Annotated in this window: 17 protein-coding genes; 7 read left to right on the plus strand and 10 right to left on the minus strand. The window is 66.5% G+C overall.

The genetic code is table 11. The features are described from left to right. The first annotated feature begins 6 nt into the window (after window positions 1–6). From OHB26_RS29125 to OHB26_RS29155, 7 genes are all read left to right on the plus strand, one after another. On the plus strand, window positions 7–981 hold the full coding sequence (locus OHB26_RS29125; protein ID WP_442942735.1) for a DUF58 domain-containing protein: 975 nt from the start codon (window positions 7–9) through the stop codon (window positions 979–981). Then, on the plus strand, window positions 978–1,982 hold the full coding sequence (locus OHB26_RS29130) for a VWA domain-containing protein (RefSeq protein WP_330180452.1): 1,005 nt from the start codon (window positions 978–980) through the stop codon (window positions 1,980–1,982). Before OHB26_RS29125 ends, OHB26_RS29130 begins: the two co-directional genes overlap by 4 nt. A gap of 49 nt (window positions 1,983–2,031) precedes the next feature. Next, window positions 2,032–2,751, plus strand: coding sequence for a 3-oxoacyl-ACP reductase FabG1 (gene fabG1, locus OHB26_RS29135; RefSeq protein ID WP_330180453.1), 720 nt, complete (start codon window positions 2,032–2,034; stop codon window positions 2,749–2,751). A gap of 86 nt (window positions 2,752–2,837) precedes the next feature. Next, window positions 2,838–3,674, plus strand: a complete 837-nt coding sequence (inhA, locus tag OHB26_RS29140) for an NADH-dependent enoyl-ACP reductase InhA (protein WP_330180454.1) — start codon at window positions 2,838–2,840, stop codon at window positions 3,672–3,674. A gap of 20 nt (window positions 3,675–3,694) precedes the next feature. After that, window positions 3,695–4,762: a ferrochelatase gene (locus tag OHB26_RS29145; protein ID WP_330180455.1), complete on the plus strand. Its 1,068-nt coding sequence runs from the start codon at window positions 3,695–3,697 to the stop codon at window positions 4,760–4,762. A 101-nt stretch (window positions 4,763–4,863) separates the two neighbouring features. Beyond that, complete coding sequence (locus OHB26_RS29150) at window positions 4,864–5,376, plus strand: mycothiol transferase (protein WP_330180456.1); 513 nt, start codon at window positions 4,864–4,866, stop codon at window positions 5,374–5,376. A 46-nt stretch (window positions 5,377–5,422) separates the two neighbouring features. Beyond that, window positions 5,423–5,665, plus strand: coding sequence for a hypothetical protein (locus tag OHB26_RS29155; protein ID WP_330180457.1), 243 nt, complete (start codon window positions 5,423–5,425; stop codon window positions 5,663–5,665). Here OHB26_RS29155 and OHB26_RS29160 read toward each other — a convergent pair whose 3' ends face one another. The 10 genes from OHB26_RS29160 to OHB26_RS29205 all read right to left on the minus strand — a co-directional run bounded on the left by OHB26_RS29160 (window position 5,666) and on the right by OHB26_RS29205 (window position 15,222). Next, a complete protein-coding gene (locus tag OHB26_RS29160) occupies window positions 5,666–6,358 on the minus strand; it encodes a hypothetical protein (RefSeq protein WP_330180458.1) in 693 nt (230 codons plus the stop codon). Between the two features lie 272 nt (window positions 6,359–6,630). After that, window positions 6,631–6,912 carry a hypothetical protein gene (locus tag OHB26_RS29165; protein WP_330180459.1) on the minus strand — a complete coding sequence of 94 codons (282 nt, stop codon included), beginning with the start codon at window positions 6,910–6,912 and terminating at the stop codon, window positions 6,631–6,633. A 183-nt stretch (window positions 6,913–7,095) separates the two neighbouring features. Then, window positions 7,096–7,707 carry a TetR/AcrR family transcriptional regulator gene (locus OHB26_RS29170; protein ID WP_330180460.1) on the minus strand — a complete coding sequence of 204 codons (612 nt, stop codon included), beginning with the start codon at window positions 7,705–7,707 and terminating at the stop codon, window positions 7,096–7,098. A gap of 90 nt (window positions 7,708–7,797) precedes the next feature. Beyond that, entirely contained in the window at window positions 7,798–8,799 is a 1,002-nt protein-coding gene (locus OHB26_RS29175; protein ID WP_330180461.1) for an NADP-dependent oxidoreductase, read from the minus strand. Between the two features lie 35 nt (window positions 8,800–8,834). Further along, the gene (locus OHB26_RS29180; RefSeq protein ID WP_330180462.1) at window positions 8,835–10,058 is read right to left on the minus strand and encodes an acyl-CoA dehydrogenase family protein; all 1,224 of its coding nucleotides are present in this window, start codon (window positions 10,056–10,058) and stop codon (window positions 8,835–8,837) included. 41 nt (window positions 10,059–10,099) lie between these two features. Continuing rightward, window positions 10,100–11,209 carry an acyl-CoA dehydrogenase family protein gene (locus OHB26_RS29185; protein WP_330180463.1) on the minus strand — a complete coding sequence of 370 codons (1,110 nt, stop codon included), beginning with the start codon at window positions 11,207–11,209 and terminating at the stop codon, window positions 10,100–10,102. Then, a complete protein-coding gene (locus OHB26_RS29190; RefSeq protein ID WP_330180464.1) occupies window positions 11,206–12,399 on the minus strand; it encodes an acyl-CoA dehydrogenase family protein in 1,194 nt (397 codons plus the stop codon). The genes OHB26_RS29185 and OHB26_RS29190 overlap by 4 nt, the downstream gene beginning before the upstream one ends. Next, window positions 12,396–13,430: a phosphotransferase family protein gene (locus OHB26_RS29195; RefSeq protein WP_330180465.1), complete on the minus strand. Its 1,035-nt coding sequence runs from the start codon at window positions 13,428–13,430 to the stop codon at window positions 12,396–12,398. Before OHB26_RS29195 ends, OHB26_RS29190 begins: the two co-directional genes overlap by 4 nt. A gap of 14 nt (window positions 13,431–13,444) precedes the next feature. Beyond that, entirely contained in the window at window positions 13,445–14,197 is a 753-nt protein-coding gene (locus OHB26_RS29200) for an SDR family oxidoreductase (protein WP_330180466.1), read from the minus strand. A gap of 200 nt (window positions 14,198–14,397) precedes the next feature. Next, on the minus strand, window positions 14,398–15,222 hold the full coding sequence (locus tag OHB26_RS29205; protein WP_330180467.1) for an SDR family oxidoreductase: 825 nt from the start codon (window positions 15,220–15,222) through the stop codon (window positions 14,398–14,400). Window positions 15,223–15,274: the final 52 nt, after the last annotated feature.

Below are 15,274 nucleotides of genomic sequence, written 5' to 3' on the forward strand. Positions count from 1 at the left end.
GCGCCCGTGACGATCTCAACTCCCAGCGGCTCCTCGCACGCCCCACCCTCGTTCCGGCAGGGTGAGCTGACAGACCCGCGTCTGGCGGCGGCGTTGAAGACCCTCGAACTCACCGTGCGCCGCCGCCTGGATGGCGTTCTGCACGGTGATCACCTCGGCCTGATCCCGGGCCCGGGCTCCGATGCCGGTGATGCGCGCATGTATCAGCCGGGTGATGATGTGCGCCAGATGGATTGGTCGGTCACCGCCCGCACCACGCACGCGCATGTCCGGCAGACCATCGCCGACCGCGAACTGGAGACCTGGCTGGTGGTGGACCTCTCCGCCAGCCTCGACTTCGGCACCGCGCTGTGCGAGAAGCGCGATCTGGCGGTGGCGGCCGCGGCCGCGGTCACCCATCTGACCGGTGGCGGCGGTAACCGGATCGGTGCCGTCATCGCCAATGGTGAAGAGCTGATTCGCATTCCGGCCCGCAGCGGTCGGGTGCACGCGCAGACCATGCTGCGCAAGATCGCGACCACCCCGCACGCCCGCGACGGGGTGCGCGGGGATCTGCAGGGCGCGATCGAATCGTTGCGCCGACCGCAGCGCAAACGCGGTCTCGCCGTTGTCATCTCCGATTTCCTCGGCGATATCGATTGGCAGCGGTCCCTGCGCGCCATCTCGGGCCGGCACGATCTGCTCGCGGTCGAGGTGCTCGATCCGCGCGATGTCGAGCTGCCCGAACTCGGCGATGTGGTGCTGCACGATCCCGAGACCGGCCGCACCCGCGAATTCAGTGTCACCTCCTCACTGCGCGCCGATTACGCGAAAGCCGCGCAGCGCCACCGTGCACAGGTGGAGTCGGCGCTGCGGAGTTGTGGCGCGCCGGTGATGGAATTGCGTACCGATCGGGACTGGATCACCGATGTGGTCAGGTTCGTCTCCACCCGGCGCCATACTTTCGGCGCCTCGAATGCCGGGCGGGTGCCACGACAGTGAGCCTTTCGAATTTCACCCATCAATGGTGGCTGGGTTTCCTGGCCGTGGTGGCGATTATCGCGCTGATCTATGTGCTGGTGCAGTGGCGTCGGCGCAGGCATGTGCTGCGCTTCTCCAATATGGAGATGCTGGAGAAGGTCGCGCCGAGTCAGCCCGGCTGGTTCCGGCACGCACCGGTGGCGCTGATGTTGGTCGGCCTGATTCTGCTGACCTTCGCCGCCGCGGGTCCGACCGCCGCGAAGAAGGTGGCGCGCAATCGCGCGACCGTCATTCTGGTGATCGACGTATCGCTGTCCATGGAGGCGACCGATGTGCCGCCGAGTCGAATTCAGGTGGCCAAGAAGGCCGCCAAGGAGTTCGCGGACGGACTCACCCCGGGTATCAATCTGGGTCTGGTCACCTTCGCCGGAACCGCGTCGGTGCAGATGTCGCCGACCACCAATCGCGAGGCCGTCAAGGCGGCCATCGACAATATGAAGCTGGCCGAGCGCACCGCCACCGGTGAAGGCATCTTGACCGCGTTGCAATCGATCGACACCCTGGCCTCGGTGCTCGGCGGCGCCGAAACTCCGCCGCCCGCACGGATTGTGCTCATGTCCGACGGTAAGCAGACCGTGCCGGACGATAAGGATGTCGACAATCCCCGCCACGGTTTCACCGCCGCGCGTCTGGCGAAGGAGAAGGGCGTCCCGGTCTCGACGATTTCCTTCGGCACCACCTGGGGCACCGTCGAGATTCCGGATCAGGACGGCAAAGGCTCACAGCGCGTACGGGTTCCGGTCGATGACGATTCCCTGCGCGAGATCGCGAAGCTCTCCGGCGGCGACTTCTACACCGCCTCCAGCCTCGAAGAGCTGACCCAGGTCTACGACACCCTCGAACAGCAAATCGGGTACGAGATGACGATGGGCGATGCCAGCCGGCCGTGGTTGCTCCTGGGCCTCGTGGTGACCGCCGCAGGTGTGGTGACCGCGCTGCTCTATCGTCAGCGTCTGCCGTAAATCGGTACCGCGCGCCGAGTCCCGAACACGAACAGATAGGTTTCCCTCTATGTCGAACATCACATCCCGGTCGGTACTGGTGACCGGCGGTAACCGCGGCATCGGCCTCGCGGTGGCTCAGCGCCTGCTCGCCGACGGGCACAAGGTGGCCGTCACCCATCGCGGGTCGGGCGTGCCCGAAGGTCTCTTCGGCGTGAAATGCGATGTGACCGATAGCGAATCCGTCGATCGCGCCTTCACCGAGGTCGAGGCGCATCAGGGTCCGGTCGAGGTCGTCGTGGCCAATGCGGGCATCGTGGACAACACGCTGTTCATGCGTATGACCGAGGATTCGTTCACCAAGATCATCGACGCGAACCTCACCGGTGCGTGGCGGGTGGCCCAGCGCGCCAACCGCAATATGCTCAAGGGCCGCTGGGGCCGGGTCATCTTCCTGGGTTCGGTCGTCGGCCAGGTCGGCGCGCCCGGTCAGGTCAACTACGCCGCCGCCAAGTCCGGTCTGGTCGGTATGGCCCGCGCCATCACCCGCGAGGTCGGCAAGCGCAATATCACCGCGAACGTGGTCGCCCCCGGCCTGATCGACACCGATATGACCCGCGATGAGATGACCCCCGAGATGCGCAAGGCCGCCCTCGAATTCATCCCCGCCGGTCGCATCGGCCAGGCCGAGGATGTCGCCGCGGCGATCAGCTTCCTCGCCTCGGACGACGCGTCCTACATCTCCGGTGCCATCATCCCCGTCGACGGCGGAATGGGCATGGGCCACTGAGCTTGTCACTGTAAAGACACAGTGCTCAGCTGGACCCCGAACGCACCGACCCCCAGAACTTTTGAACGAGGAGAACCGAACAACCCATGAGTGGATTGCTTGCTGGCAAGACCGTGCTCATCACCGGCATCATCACCGACTCGTCGATCGCCTTCCACGCGGCCGCGGTCGCGCAGGAGCAGGGCGCGAAGGTGATCATCACCGGTATTCCGGAGCGGCTGCGGCTGATCGACCGGATCGCCAAGCGGCTGCCGCAGGAGGTTCCCCCCGCCATCGGCCTCGATGTCACCAATGAGGAGAACCTCGCCGAGCTGGCCGATAAGGTCCGCGAGCTGGCTCCCGAGGGCATCGACGGTGTGCTGCACTCCATCGCGTTCGCACCGCGCACCCTGATGGGCCCCGAGGCCATGCCGTTCCTGGACGGTCCCGGCCCGGATGCCGCCAAGGCGTTCGAGATCTCGGCGTGGTCGTACGCCTCACTGGCGCGCGCGGTACTCCCGGTCATGAACGAGGGCGGCTCCATCGTGGGCATGGACTTCGATCCGCGCACCGCCATGCCGTACTACAACTGGATGGGTGTGGCCAAGGCCGCGCTCGAATCGGTGAACCGGTACGTGGCGCGAGAGGTGGGCGAGGCCAAGCGCATTCGCTCCAACCTGATCGCCGCGGGCCCGATCAAGACCCTGGCCGCCAAGGCCATCGCGGGCACCGCCACCGATGACGCCAAGCAGCTGAACATGCTGAACACCTACTGGGACGGCGCGTCGCCGATCGGCTGGGATGTCGACGACCCGACCGTGGTGGCCAAGTCCGTGGTGACCATGCTGTCCGACTGGCTGCCGGGCACCACCGGTTCCATCATCTACGTCGACGGTGGTGCCAGCCACAACACCTGGTTCCCGGCCGACGGTTTCAACAACTGAGTAGAGCTGAAGGAGTAGCCGTGGCCGCGGATGCCGCTGCTGAACAAGTGGATGCGCTGCTACTGCTGTCCTTCGGCGGTCCCGAGCGCCCCGAAGACGTTATGCCGTTCCTGGAGAACGTCACTCGGGGCCGGGGCGTACCGCCCGAGCGCCTCGCCGAAGTCGCGGAACACTATCTGCACTTCGGCGGGGTATCGCCGATCAATGCGCTGAACCTGGACATCATCAAGGCAGTCGAGGCCGAATTCGCTTCGCGCGGAATCGATTTGCCGGTGTACTTCGGTAATCGGAATTGGCATCCGATGGTGGAGGACACCGTCGAGGGGATGCGAGTGGACGGAATCCGTTCCGCCCTGGTGTTTCCCACCTCCGCGTGGGGCGGGTACTCCGGATGTCTGCAATACCACGAGGACATCGCGCGGGCGCGGGCCGATGTGGCCAACGCGCCCGATCTGGTGAAACTGCGCCAGTATTTCGATCATCCGCTGCTGATCGAGTCGGTGGCCGACGGGATTCGCGCGGCCGTGGCGTCGCTGCCCGAGGATCGGCGGGCGGGTACGCGACTGGTGTTCACCGCGCACTCCATTCCGGTCTCCGCGGACAATGCCTCCGGTCCGCCGGGGGAGCAGCGGCTGTACAGCCGTCAGGTCGCCGAGGCGTCCCGATTGGCCGCCGCCGCAACCGGTTTCGACGAGTACGACCTGGTGTGGCAGTCCCGCTCCGGTCCGCCGCAGGTGCCGTGGCTGGAGCCCGATATCGTCGATCATCTGGATGCGCTCGCGGTGCGGGGCGTCAACTCCGTCGTGGTCTGCCCGATCGGGTTCGTCTCCGATCATCTCGAGGTGATCTGGGATCTGGACAATGAGGCGAAACAGCGTGCCGCCGAACTCGGTATGGCCTTCGCGCGCGCCGCGACCGCCGGTGGTGACGCTCGATTCGCACGCATGGTCGTGGATCTCGTGGAAGAGCGCCTCACGGGTGCCGCACCGGTGAAATTGAGCGATATGCCCAGTCTGGGTTGCACTCTCAATGGCGTGCCCTGTGTCCCGGGGTGCTGCGAGCTGCCCCCTCGACCCACCCACCGCTGAGTAGGCGACGCTTCGTCATCCCGGGATGCTTTTGGCCGGGATCCACACTGTCCCTGGCGAGCCCGGGAATATGCCGGTCCATCCTGTGCTTGGATTCGGTCATGACAAGTGCTGATTTGCTGGTCGACGCCTTCGGCCGGGTCAAGGAGAATGTGCACGGCGCGGTCGAGGGGCTGACCGCCGCGGAGTTGTCCGAACAGCTGGAGCCGGGCGCGAACTCCATCGCCTGGCTGATCTGGCATCTCACCCGGGTCCAGGACGACCATATCGCCGATGTCGCGGGCCTGGAACAGGTCTGGACAGCCCAGGGCTGGGCCAAGCGCTTCGATCTCGTCTTCGATGACGCCGCAACGGGATACGGGCATCAGGCCGCCGATGTGGCGAAATTATCCGGTGTCTCAGCGGAGCTGCTGCTCGGCTATTACGACGCCGTGCATGCGCAGACCATCGAATATGTCTCGGTCCTGGTCGACGCCGACCTCCCGCGCATTGTCGACACCCGCTGGGATCCCCCGGTGACCTTGGGTGTGCGCCTGATCAGCGTGGTGGACGACGATATTCAGCACTCCGGCCAGGCCGCTTTCGTCCGCGGTGTCCTGTTGCGTCGCCGCTGACCCCCTCTCCGCCCGCGATGGCCCGGTGAAATGTAGTGTGTCGCAGGTGGACAGGGCTAATGGTGGTCGCGTACAGCGTGACCGAGGTGTCGGTGCCGGTAACTCCCGTGGGGCGGTCGCGAAGAAGCGCGCGCTAGGCGCACCCGACTACTTCGTCTGGGCCCCGGTCCTGAGCCTGTTCCTGGCCGCCGGTATCTGCATGACCATCGGCCAGTCCATGTCCCTGGCGGTAATCCTGATCGTGATCGCCGTGGTCATGGTCGTGGTCGATATGTGGTTCAACCGCTAGTTATTTCAAGACGTTGACCGCTCGCGCGATCACCAGACTCACGGTGATCAGCGAGATGCCGGACTGCACCATCATGGTGAGCTTGGCCCAGCGCGACATGGGCATCACATCGGTCGGGCTGAACGCGGTCGCATTGGTGAACGACAGATACAGATAGTCCAGGAACTGCGGCTCCCACTCGGGATCCGCCAGGTCCGGATTCTGCATCTGCACGAACAGGAAATCGGGGTACGACTTGCGCGCGTGCGCCCGCGCCGCGGGTCCGCCCCGATCGAATTCCCAATACCAGAGCGCGAATACCAGAAAATTCGACAGCCACACCCCCGCGCCGGAGGCGAGCAGCCCACCGGCATTATCGCTGACCGATCCATCGATCAGGCCCTGCACCAGACGCAGGACAGCCCAGATCATGGTGAACCCGAGCAGCGCCATGAGCAGCAAACCCAGCCGCCGCAACCGCATCTCCTCGCGGTCCAGCCGATACGGACTGGCGGCCACCAGCACCAGCAGCAGCACCGCCCCCACCGCGGGCACCACCCACCGCGGCCCGGGTGTCAGCTCATCCGGCAGAAAGTACTGCAACCCCAGCAGTCCCACCATCGCCCCGGTAGCCCACCACCGCGATTCCCCCGCGGTCCGCCGCGCCCACGCCGGCACCTGATCATCACCCGTCTGCTTCTCCGACCCACTCACAGCAGTGAGTATCGCCCGCCCCACCCCCGCACGCCGGGAACCACGCAGCGCGCTATGCGTCCACCAGGAACTGATGTACCCGGCACGCCGAAGGGCAGTGCCGTCAGTTTCTGGTGGACGCACGTGCGGGATCGGGTGAGGTTCCCGGCGTCGAAAAGCTGTTCCCTCAGTTGATCAGGGGCAGAGTGAAATCCCTTCTGTTTCACCGTATCCTGTCATCTCCGATATCCCCGTGTCGCATCTTTTCGGTGGTTCTCTCGGATCTGCCGACGCTATGGGTTGTGCGGGACCGTGGCGCCACCGCCCTGTCGCACGGCATCGACCGCGGCCTCGTGGACGGCTTTGCCCGCCGCTTCGGACGGCGCATCGACCGGACTGCCCGACATCGTGTACCAGTCCGGTATTTCCTTGTGCTGCAGGGTAACCAATGCCTGACTATCGGAATCCGACCAAAATGTCCGTAGCGTGACCTCGCCCGCGACGACCCCGGCTTCTTCGGTGCGTACTCCACCCGGACCCGTTGTCACAGCCGTCGTCCAGTCGAGCTTCGTCATCAGGGTTCTCCTCGGTGGTGCCGAATATATTTCGCGCGAGGAGTGTACGTCCGGCGCATGCGCGAATGTGCCGCAAAGGGATAGTCCGAATTGATTCGGCGAAATCCGTGAATTATCTTGCGAGGCCACAATTTCCGAATAGAGATATCGACCCGTCGGTATCTCTATTACATGTCGGTGTGCTTAAGCCTGATTCGGGTGGTTTGCGCCGACGATGCGCAGGGCCAGGTCGACGTAGTAGTCGCCGAGGTCTTCGGGTGTCCAGGGGCCGTTGTCGTGGTACCAGCGGGCGATATCGATGCCGAGGGACAGGATGGCGACCGCGGCCATATGGGGGTTCGGGTTGTCGAAGGAGCCGTCGGCGACGCCGTGTTCGATGAGGTTGCGGACCTCGGTGTCGATGGTGTGGCGGATGTCCTTGATCTCGCGCTGATGGTCGGGGGACAGGGCGGCTAGTTCGTAGTTGATGACGCGGGCGACGGTGTGGGCGCGGGCGTGATGGATCGCGAAGTCGCGCATGAGGGTGATGAGCTGTTCGGTGGGGTCCGCCGAGGAGGCGATCGCCGCCTGTACGCGCTCGAGGGTGTCCAGGTGGCCGGTGCGCGAAATCTGGTAGAGCAGTTCCTCTTTGGAGCGGTGGTGCACGTAGATCGCGGCGGTGCTCAAGCCCGCTATCGAGGTGACGTCACGGGTCGTCGAGCCGTGGAAGCCGCGTTCGGCGAAGGCGATCACGGCGGCGTCGAGCAGCCGTGCGCGAGTGTCGTCCGCGCGCGAGCGGTCCGCTGATTCGATCACCTGGCCAGTCTCCCATCAGTCGAACCGTGACATGTCAGGCGGCCGTGCCGCGTCCCCGGCCCGGAGCAGCGCCGGGGACGCGGCACGGTGTCAGAGCGCCAGGACGAGCTTGCCGGTGTTCGCGCCGGTGAACAGCATGTTCAGGGTTTCGCCGAACTGCGCCACACCGCCCTCGACCACATGTTCGCGGCTCTTGATCCGGCCCTCGGCCAGCCACTGCGCCAGCTGCGCACCGGCCTCGGGGTAGCGATCGGCGTAGTCGAAGACCACGAACCCGGTCATGGACGCCCGGAACACCAGCAGCGACATATAGCGCGAGGGCCCCGGCGGCGGTTTCTGCTCGTTGTAAGCCGAGATCGCCCCGCACAGCACCACGCGCGCGCCGCGGCGCAGGTTGGCCAGGGCGGCATCGAGGATCTCACCGCCCACATTGTCGAAGTAGATATCGATGCCGTCCGGGGCCACCTCGCGCAGTTGCCGCAGCACATTGCCCGCTCGGTAGTCGATCGCCGCGTCGAAACCCAGCTCCTCGGTGAGCATCCGGCACTTCTGCGCACCGCCCGCGATGCCGATCACGGTGGCGCCCTTGGCCTTCGCGATCTGCCCGGCCACGCTGCCGACCGCACCCGCGGCCGCCGAGACCAGCACGATATCGCCGGGTTGCAGCTTCCCGACCTCGAGCAGGCCGAAATACGCTGTCATACCGGGCATTCCGAGCGCACCCAGCCAGGTGGGCCCGGACGCGGCGTTCAGATCGACCCGCCGCACACCGCGGCCGTCGCTGATCGCGTACTCGGTGACACCGAAGGTGCCGCTGACCGTATCGCCGACGGCGAAGTCCGGATGGGTGGACTCGACCACGGTGGCGATATCGAGTGCCCGCATCACCTCGCCGATACCCACCGGCGGCAGATAGGACCGGACATCGTTGAGCCAGCCCCGCATGGCCGGATCCAGCGAGATGAAGGAGATCTTCACCAGGATCTGTCCCGGCGTGAGCGGGGGTAGTTCGGTCGTGGTCACGGTCCAGGTGTCCGCGGTGGGCAGCCCGGTCGGCCGTTCGGCCAGCAGCACCTGCTGTGTTTTCGTCATGCGGGACTCCTTCTCGTCGAATTCATCTGGGCGGCTCAGCCTTTCCGGCCCCAGGACGGATCCCGGCGCCGCAGTTCGCGCTGTGCGATGGTGCGCTTGTGCACCTCGTCCGGCCCGTCGGCCAGCCGCAGCGTCCGCACATGCGCGTACATGGCGGCCAGCGGGAAATCGCCGGAGACGCCACCGCCGCCGTGCACCTGAATGGCCCGGTCGATCACCCTGAGCGCCATCTCCGGCGCGGCGACCTTGATGGCGGCGATCTCGGTGCGCGCGTTCTTGTTTCCGACGGTGTCCATCAGATACGCGGCCTTGAGCGTCAGCAGCCGGACCATCTCGATCTCGATGCGGGATTCGGCGATCCAGTCCTGGATATTGGCCCGATCGGCGACCGGAGCGCCGAAGGTGGTGCGCGCCTGGGCTCGATCGATCATCAGGTCCAGGGCCCGTTCGGCCATACCGATGGCCCGCATGCAGTGGTGGATGCGGCCGGGGCCCAGCCGGGCCTGGCTGATCATGAACCCGTCGCCTTCCCCGGCCAGCAGTGCGGTGCGGGGGACCCGGACATTGTCGAAGACGACCTCCGCGTGGCCCTCTCGATCCTGGTAGCCGAATACGGTGAGGCCGCGCACGACGGTCACGCCGGGAGTGTCGAGCGGGACCACCATCATGCTCTGCTGGCGATGCGTCGGCGCGTCGAGGTCGGTCTTGCCCATCACGATGAGCACCTTGCAGTTGCGGTGTAATGCGTTGGAGGTCCACCATTTACGGCCGTTGAGCACGTAATCGTCGCCATCGCGGTCCATCCGCAACTGGATGTTGGTGGCGTCCGAGCTCGCGACCGCGGGTTCGGTCATGGCGAACGCGGAACGGATATCCCCGGCGAGCAGGGGAGTGAGCCACTCCCGCCGGTGCTCCTCGGTGCCGAACAGCGTCAGCACCTCCATATTCCCGGTATCGGGCGCACTGCAATTGGTGGCCTCCGGCGCGAGATGCGCACTGCGGCCCATGATCTCGGCCAGCGGCGCGTACTCGGAATTGGTCAGCCCCGCACCCAGGCCGGGATGCGGGTGGAACAGATTCCACAGTCCGCGCTTGCGCGCCTCGGTCTTGAGTTCCTCGAGGATCGGCGGATGATAGTGCGGGTCACCGGATTCGGTCATCTGCGCTTCGAAGATCGCTTCCGCCGGATAGACGTGCTCGTCCATGAAGGCGAGCAGATCGTCCCGGTACCGCAGGGCCTTGCCCGAGAGCTCGAACATCTCTACTCCTGATCGTCGTTTACGATGCGGCACATACGGTTTCAGTCCCGGCCGAGCGGCAGATCGACCAGCCCGGCGAGCACGGACCGATGGTGCGCGGGACTGCCCAGCCCGATCTGATCGGCCTTGGCGCGCTTGAGGTACAGGTGGACCGGATACTCCCACGTCATTCCGATTCCGCCGTGCAACTGGACCGCTTCCTCGGCGGCACGCACCGCGATCTCACCGCAGTACGCGGCCGCCACGGCTCCGGCGATCGTGGCGTCCGGATCAGCCGTCGCCAGCGCACCGGCCGCGTATCGTGCTGCCGCACTCGCGGATTCGAGTTCGACGTACAGGTCGGCGAGCCGATGTTTGAGCGCCTGGAAGCCGCCGACCACGCGCCCGAACTGCCGCCGCACCTTCAGGTATCGCACGGTGGTGTCCAGGCACCAGGCCGCGACACCGACCTGTTCGGAGGCCAGCAGTGCCGCACCGGTCGCCAAACCCACACGCAGCGCGGGCAATCCGGCTCCCGCCGGCACGACCACCCGCCCGGGCGCGGCGTCGACGGTGATATCGGCCAGGGGCCGGGTCATATCGAGCGAGACGACCGGATCCACCGTCACCAGCGCGGTCGCGATGGCATGCACCTCGGTGCCCTGCGGCGTCCGCACCGCCGCCAGCAGCACATCCGCCTCGAAGGCTCCGGCCACACTCGTCACCCGGCCGGACAGCCTGCCGTCAGCGTCCTTGACGAGGGCGGGAAGCTGCTCGACGGTCGCCGCCGAGAACGGCGCGAGCAGGGCCGCCGTGCACTCACCCGTCGCGAGTTGCGCGACGAGTTCGGAATCGCCCGCCAGCAGTACGGTCGCCGCGATCACACTGCTGGTCAGGAACGGCACCGGCGCGGCGAAACGCCCCAGCTCCTCCAGCACCACCGCGGCGTCGCGCGCGGAACCTCCCGCGCCACCCCGGTTCTCGGGGATCAGCAACCCGGCCAACCCCAATTCGGCGGTGATCGACTTCCAGAGCGAGCGCGTCAGCGACCGGTCGCCGGCATAGGCGGCCAGCACCGCCGCCGGATCGCAGCGCTCATTCAGCAGACTCCGCACCGCCGCGCGCAGCGCGGTCTCGACATCGGTGTCGAGCAGCAGGATGTCCTCGCTCATCGGATCAGGTCCTTCCAGGCGATGTCCTTGTCCGCGCGCGCTTCGCCGGGCAGGCCCAGCACCCGTTCGGCGACGATATTGCGCATGATCTCGGAGGTCCCGCCCTCGATCGAATTTCCTTTCGCGCGCAGGTACCGGTACCCCGCGTCCCGGCCCGCGAAGTCGACGCGGTCGGGGCGCACCATGGTCCAGTCCTCGTAGCGCAGGCCGTCCTCGCCGAGCAGTTCGAGTTCGAATCCGCTGAGCTGCTGGTTGATTCGGGCGAAGGACAGCTTCAGGGCCGAGGTCTCCGGACCCGGTTGACCGCCCGCGACCCGCTGGCGCAACCGGGTGGCGGCCAGGCGCGCGGCCTCGGCCTCCACCCAGAGCCGCAGCAGCCGATCGTGCAGTTCGGGGGTGTGGTGCTCGGGGTGACCGCGCCAGGTCCGGGTCACCGCGCCGAGGATTCCGCTCTCACGCGGTACCGGGCGCCCACCGATCGATACCCGCTCGTTGTTGAGGGTGGTGGTGGCCACCCGCCAGCCCGCACCCTCCTGGCCGAGGCGATTCGCATCCGGAATGCGCACATCGGTGAGGAACACCTCATTGAACTCGGCCTCACCGGTGAGTTGGCGCAGCGGCCGCACGTCCACGCCGGGAGCGGTCATATCGCAGATGAAATACGACAGCCCAGCGTGTTTCGGGCGATCGGGATCGGTGCGCGCCACCAGGATCGCCCGCTGCGCCTTATGCGCCACCGAGGTCCAGACCTTCTGCCCATTCACGATCCAGTCATCGCCGTCGCGCACGGCGCGGGTGCTCACCGCCGCCAGATCCGATCCGGCGCCGGGTTCGCTGAACAGCTGGCACCAGATCTCCTCCCCGGCCCACAGCGGCCGCAGATAGCGCTGTCGCTGTTCGGGCGTGCCGTAGGCGAGGATGGTCGGCGCGGCCATTCCGAGCCCGATGCCATTGAGTTCGGGATTGTTGCCCGGCGCTCCGGCCTCCTCGAACAGGGTGTCGACGAAGGGCTGTAGTTCGCGATCGAGGCCGAGACCGCCGACGCCCTCCGGGTAGTACACCCACGCCAGCCCCGCGTCGAAACGGGCGCGGTGAAAGGTCACCGGATCGGTGGTGGCCGGATCATGGTCGGTGAGCAGGGCGGCCACGCGTCCGCGCAGATCCTCGCGTACCGCTTCGGGATTGGTCATCTGTCGTTCTCTCCGAGCGCGGCGATCCCGGCACGCAACAGCGGGTCCACCATATCGCCCATATTCTCGAAGCCGGCGCCCACGGTCTGGCCGTGGAGATAGCGGTAGTAGATGCCCTCGGCGATCACCGCGAGCTTGAACGAGGCCAGCGCGACATAGAAGCCGATATGGGTCAGGTCGAGGCCCGCGCGCCGGGCATACCGGTCCAGCATCTCCGGTTCGCTCAGAAAGCCCTGTGCCGCGGCGACATCGGTGACGCCGGGGATCCGACGCGTACCCATCCGCTGGTAAACCAGCAGCAGGCCGATATCGGTGAGTGGGTCGCCGAGCGTGGCCATCTCCCAATCGAGCACTGCCGCAACGTGATCGGTCGCATCGACCAGCACATTGTCCAGGCGGTAGTCGCCGTGCACTATCCGCGTCGCCGATTGCGGCGGTTGCGATGCGGCGAGCAGCTCATGCAATTCGACGGCGGCGGGCAGCTCCCGCGAGTGCGAGGCGTCGAGTTGCTTCTTCCAGCGGCGCACCTGCCGTTCCAGAAAACCCTCGGGGCGCCCGAAATCCCCGAGACCGACCGCGGCCGGATCCACCGAATGCAACGCGGCGAGCGTATCGATCGAACCGGTCGAGATCACGGTCGTACGCTCCGGTCCCAGCGCCTCGAGCTCGGCCGCGGTGCGATACGGCGTACCCGCCACCAATTCCATCAAATAGAAAGGGGCACCGATGATCTCGGTGTCCTCGCACAGCGCGTAGGTGGCGGGCACCGGAACATCGGTCCCGGCGAGGGCGCTGATCACCCGGTGTTCCCTGGACATATCGTGCGCGGTCGCGAGGACATGGCCCAGCGGCGGCCTGCGCAGTACGAACGATGTCGCGCCATCGGTGATCGCATAGGTGAGATTGGATTTCCCACCGGCGATCAGCTGCCCGCGCAGTGGCCCCTCGGCCAGGTCCGGCCGTTGCGCGGCAAGCCATTCGGTGAGCCGGTCGAGGTCCAGGCCCGGCAGGGCGGTATCAGGAGAATTCATCACGGCACCGGGGGTCAGACGCCGCCGGTCAGCGTGAGGCCGCCGTCGACGACCACCAGTTGTCCGGTCAGCCAGCTCGCGTCCTGCGAGAGCAGGAATGCCACCACGCCGCCGATATCCTCCGGTACGCCCAGCCGTTTGAGCGGATAGTTCTCGGCCACTTCGGCTTCGTGTCCCTCATAGAGCGCACTGGCGAATTTGGTCTTGACCACCGCCGGGGCGACCGCGTTGACCCGGATGGCCGGACCGAGTTCGACGGCGAGTTCCTGGGTGATGTGGGTGAGCATCGCCTTGCTGGCGCCGTAGAACCCGATGCCCGGGGCAGGTTTGGTACCCGCGACCGAGGAGATGTTGACGACCGCGCCGCCGTGCTCGTGCATCCAGGCTTTGTAGATCTGCTGTACCCAGGAGAGCGCGGCCAGGCAGTTCACCTCGACGATCTTGCGGGCCGCGGCCAGGTCGAGCTCGACCATCGGGCCGAAGACCGGATTGATGCCGGTGTTGTTGACCAGCAGATCGGCGCTGCCGAAGGTGTCGATCGCGCGTGCGATGGTCTCCGCCTGATGGTCGGCGTCATCGGCGCGCCCGGCGACGGCCAGCGCGTGCGCGGGTCCGCCGAGGGTCGCGACCGCTTGGTCGAGCGCCTCCTTCTTGCGTGCGGTGATCACGACCTTCGCCCCCTCGTCCACCAGGCGCTGCGCGATTCCGAGACCGATGCCCCGGCTCGCACCGGTGACGATCGCGGTCTTGCCGTCGAATCTGTTCACAGAGGGGTCCTTTCGGAGTTCAGGCGATCCGCTCGAATCAGTTACTAAGCGCTTGGTAAGTAGTGGACACGATGCGTGACGCGGGCCGCATGGGTCAAGGGCGGGTAGAGCCGAATCTAGTGTGACTCGTGACACATTCGAGTCAGCCTAGTGCTCTCACCAGTGGTGATGCCCGAAATATCGAATCCGGATTCAGGTATTCAGGACTTGGCACCGTCCAGCAGGCGCTGCTGGTACTGCCGCATCCCGGACAGCCAGCGGTCGTAGTCGGCACCTTTGCGCCGGTACATGTCCAGCACCTCGGGGTGCGGCAGGATCAGGAACCGCTCCTGCTCGAGGGCGGCCATCACGATCTCGGCGACCTCGTCCGGCGTCAGTACCGCACCCGCCGAGGTCACGGCCCGGGTCGCGGCCGCGCCGAGCGCATCCCCGGAGTTTTCGCCGGCGCGCAGTAGCGGGGTCTCGACGCCCATGGGGCACAGGCAGCTGACCCGGACGCCGCGATCGCCATAGGTCACCGCCAGCCACTCCGCGAATCCGACGGCCGCGTGCTTGGTGACCGAGTAAGCGGCGGAACCGATTTGGGTGAGCAGCCCGGCCGCGGACGCGGTGCTGACGAAATAGCCTTCGCCGCGTTCGAGCCAGCCCGGCAGCAGTAGACGCGCGGCGCGCACATGCGCCCGCAGGTTGACGTCGATGGTGGTCGCCCACTGCAGGTCGTCCTCGCCGAGCCCGACCGGTCCGGCGACACCGGCATTGGCGAAATACAGGTCGATCGGTCCGAATTCGGCCTCCGCACGGGCGATCAGCGCTTCGATCTGCGCGATATCCGATACGTCGGCACCCACCGCGACCGCCGCTCCGGGATGGTCCCGGCTGATCGTTGCCGCAATGCCCTTCGCGGCGTCGGTGTCGAGATCGGCGACCACGACCCGCGCCCCGTCCCGCACCAACCGTGCCGCGAGCGCACCGCCTATTCCGCCGCCGCCACCGGTGACCACCGCGATCTTTCCCGCGACCTGCACGAGTACTCCTCTTCGAGTCCGGAGCTCGAATCCGATGCCGGATTCGAGCCGA

It is taken from the genome of Nocardia sp. NBC_01503 (genome assembly GCF_036327755.1).
Lineage (GTDB): Bacteria > Actinomycetota > Actinomycetes > Mycobacteriales > Mycobacteriaceae > Nocardia.

Bases quoted from the DNA above. Each gene is read 5' to 3' on its own strand.
- fabG1 (WP_330180453.1), top strand. From the start codon at position 2,032: ATGTCGAACATCACATCCCGGTCGGTACTGGTGACCGGCGGTAACCGC.
- inhA (WP_330180454.1), top strand. From the start codon at position 2,838: ATGAGTGGATTGCTTGCTGGCAAGACCGTGCTCATCACCGGCATCATC.
- OHB26_RS29150 (WP_330180456.1), top strand. From the start codon at position 4,864: ATGACAAGTGCTGATTTGCTGGTCGACGCCTTCGGCCGGGTCAAGGAG.
- OHB26_RS29165 (WP_330180459.1), bottom strand. From the start codon at position 6,912: ATGACGAAGCTCGACTGGACGACGGCTGTGACAACGGGTCCGGGTGGA.
- OHB26_RS29175 (WP_330180461.1), bottom strand. From the start codon at position 8,799: ATGACGAAAACACAGCAGGTGCTGCTGGCCGAACGGCCGACCGGGCTG.
- OHB26_RS29180 (WP_330180462.1), bottom strand. From the start codon at position 10,058: ATGTTCGAGCTCTCGGGCAAGGCCCTGCGGTACCGGGACGATCTGCTC.
- OHB26_RS29185 (WP_330180463.1), bottom strand. From the start codon at position 11,209: ATGAGCGAGGACATCCTGCTGCTCGACACCGATGTCGAGACCGCGCTG.
- OHB26_RS29190 (WP_330180464.1), bottom strand. From the start codon at position 12,399: ATGACCAATCCCGAAGCGGTACGCGAGGATCTGCGCGGACGCGTGGCC.
- OHB26_RS29195 (WP_330180465.1), bottom strand. From the start codon at position 13,430: ATGAATTCTCCTGATACCGCCCTGCCGGGCCTGGACCTCGACCGGCTC.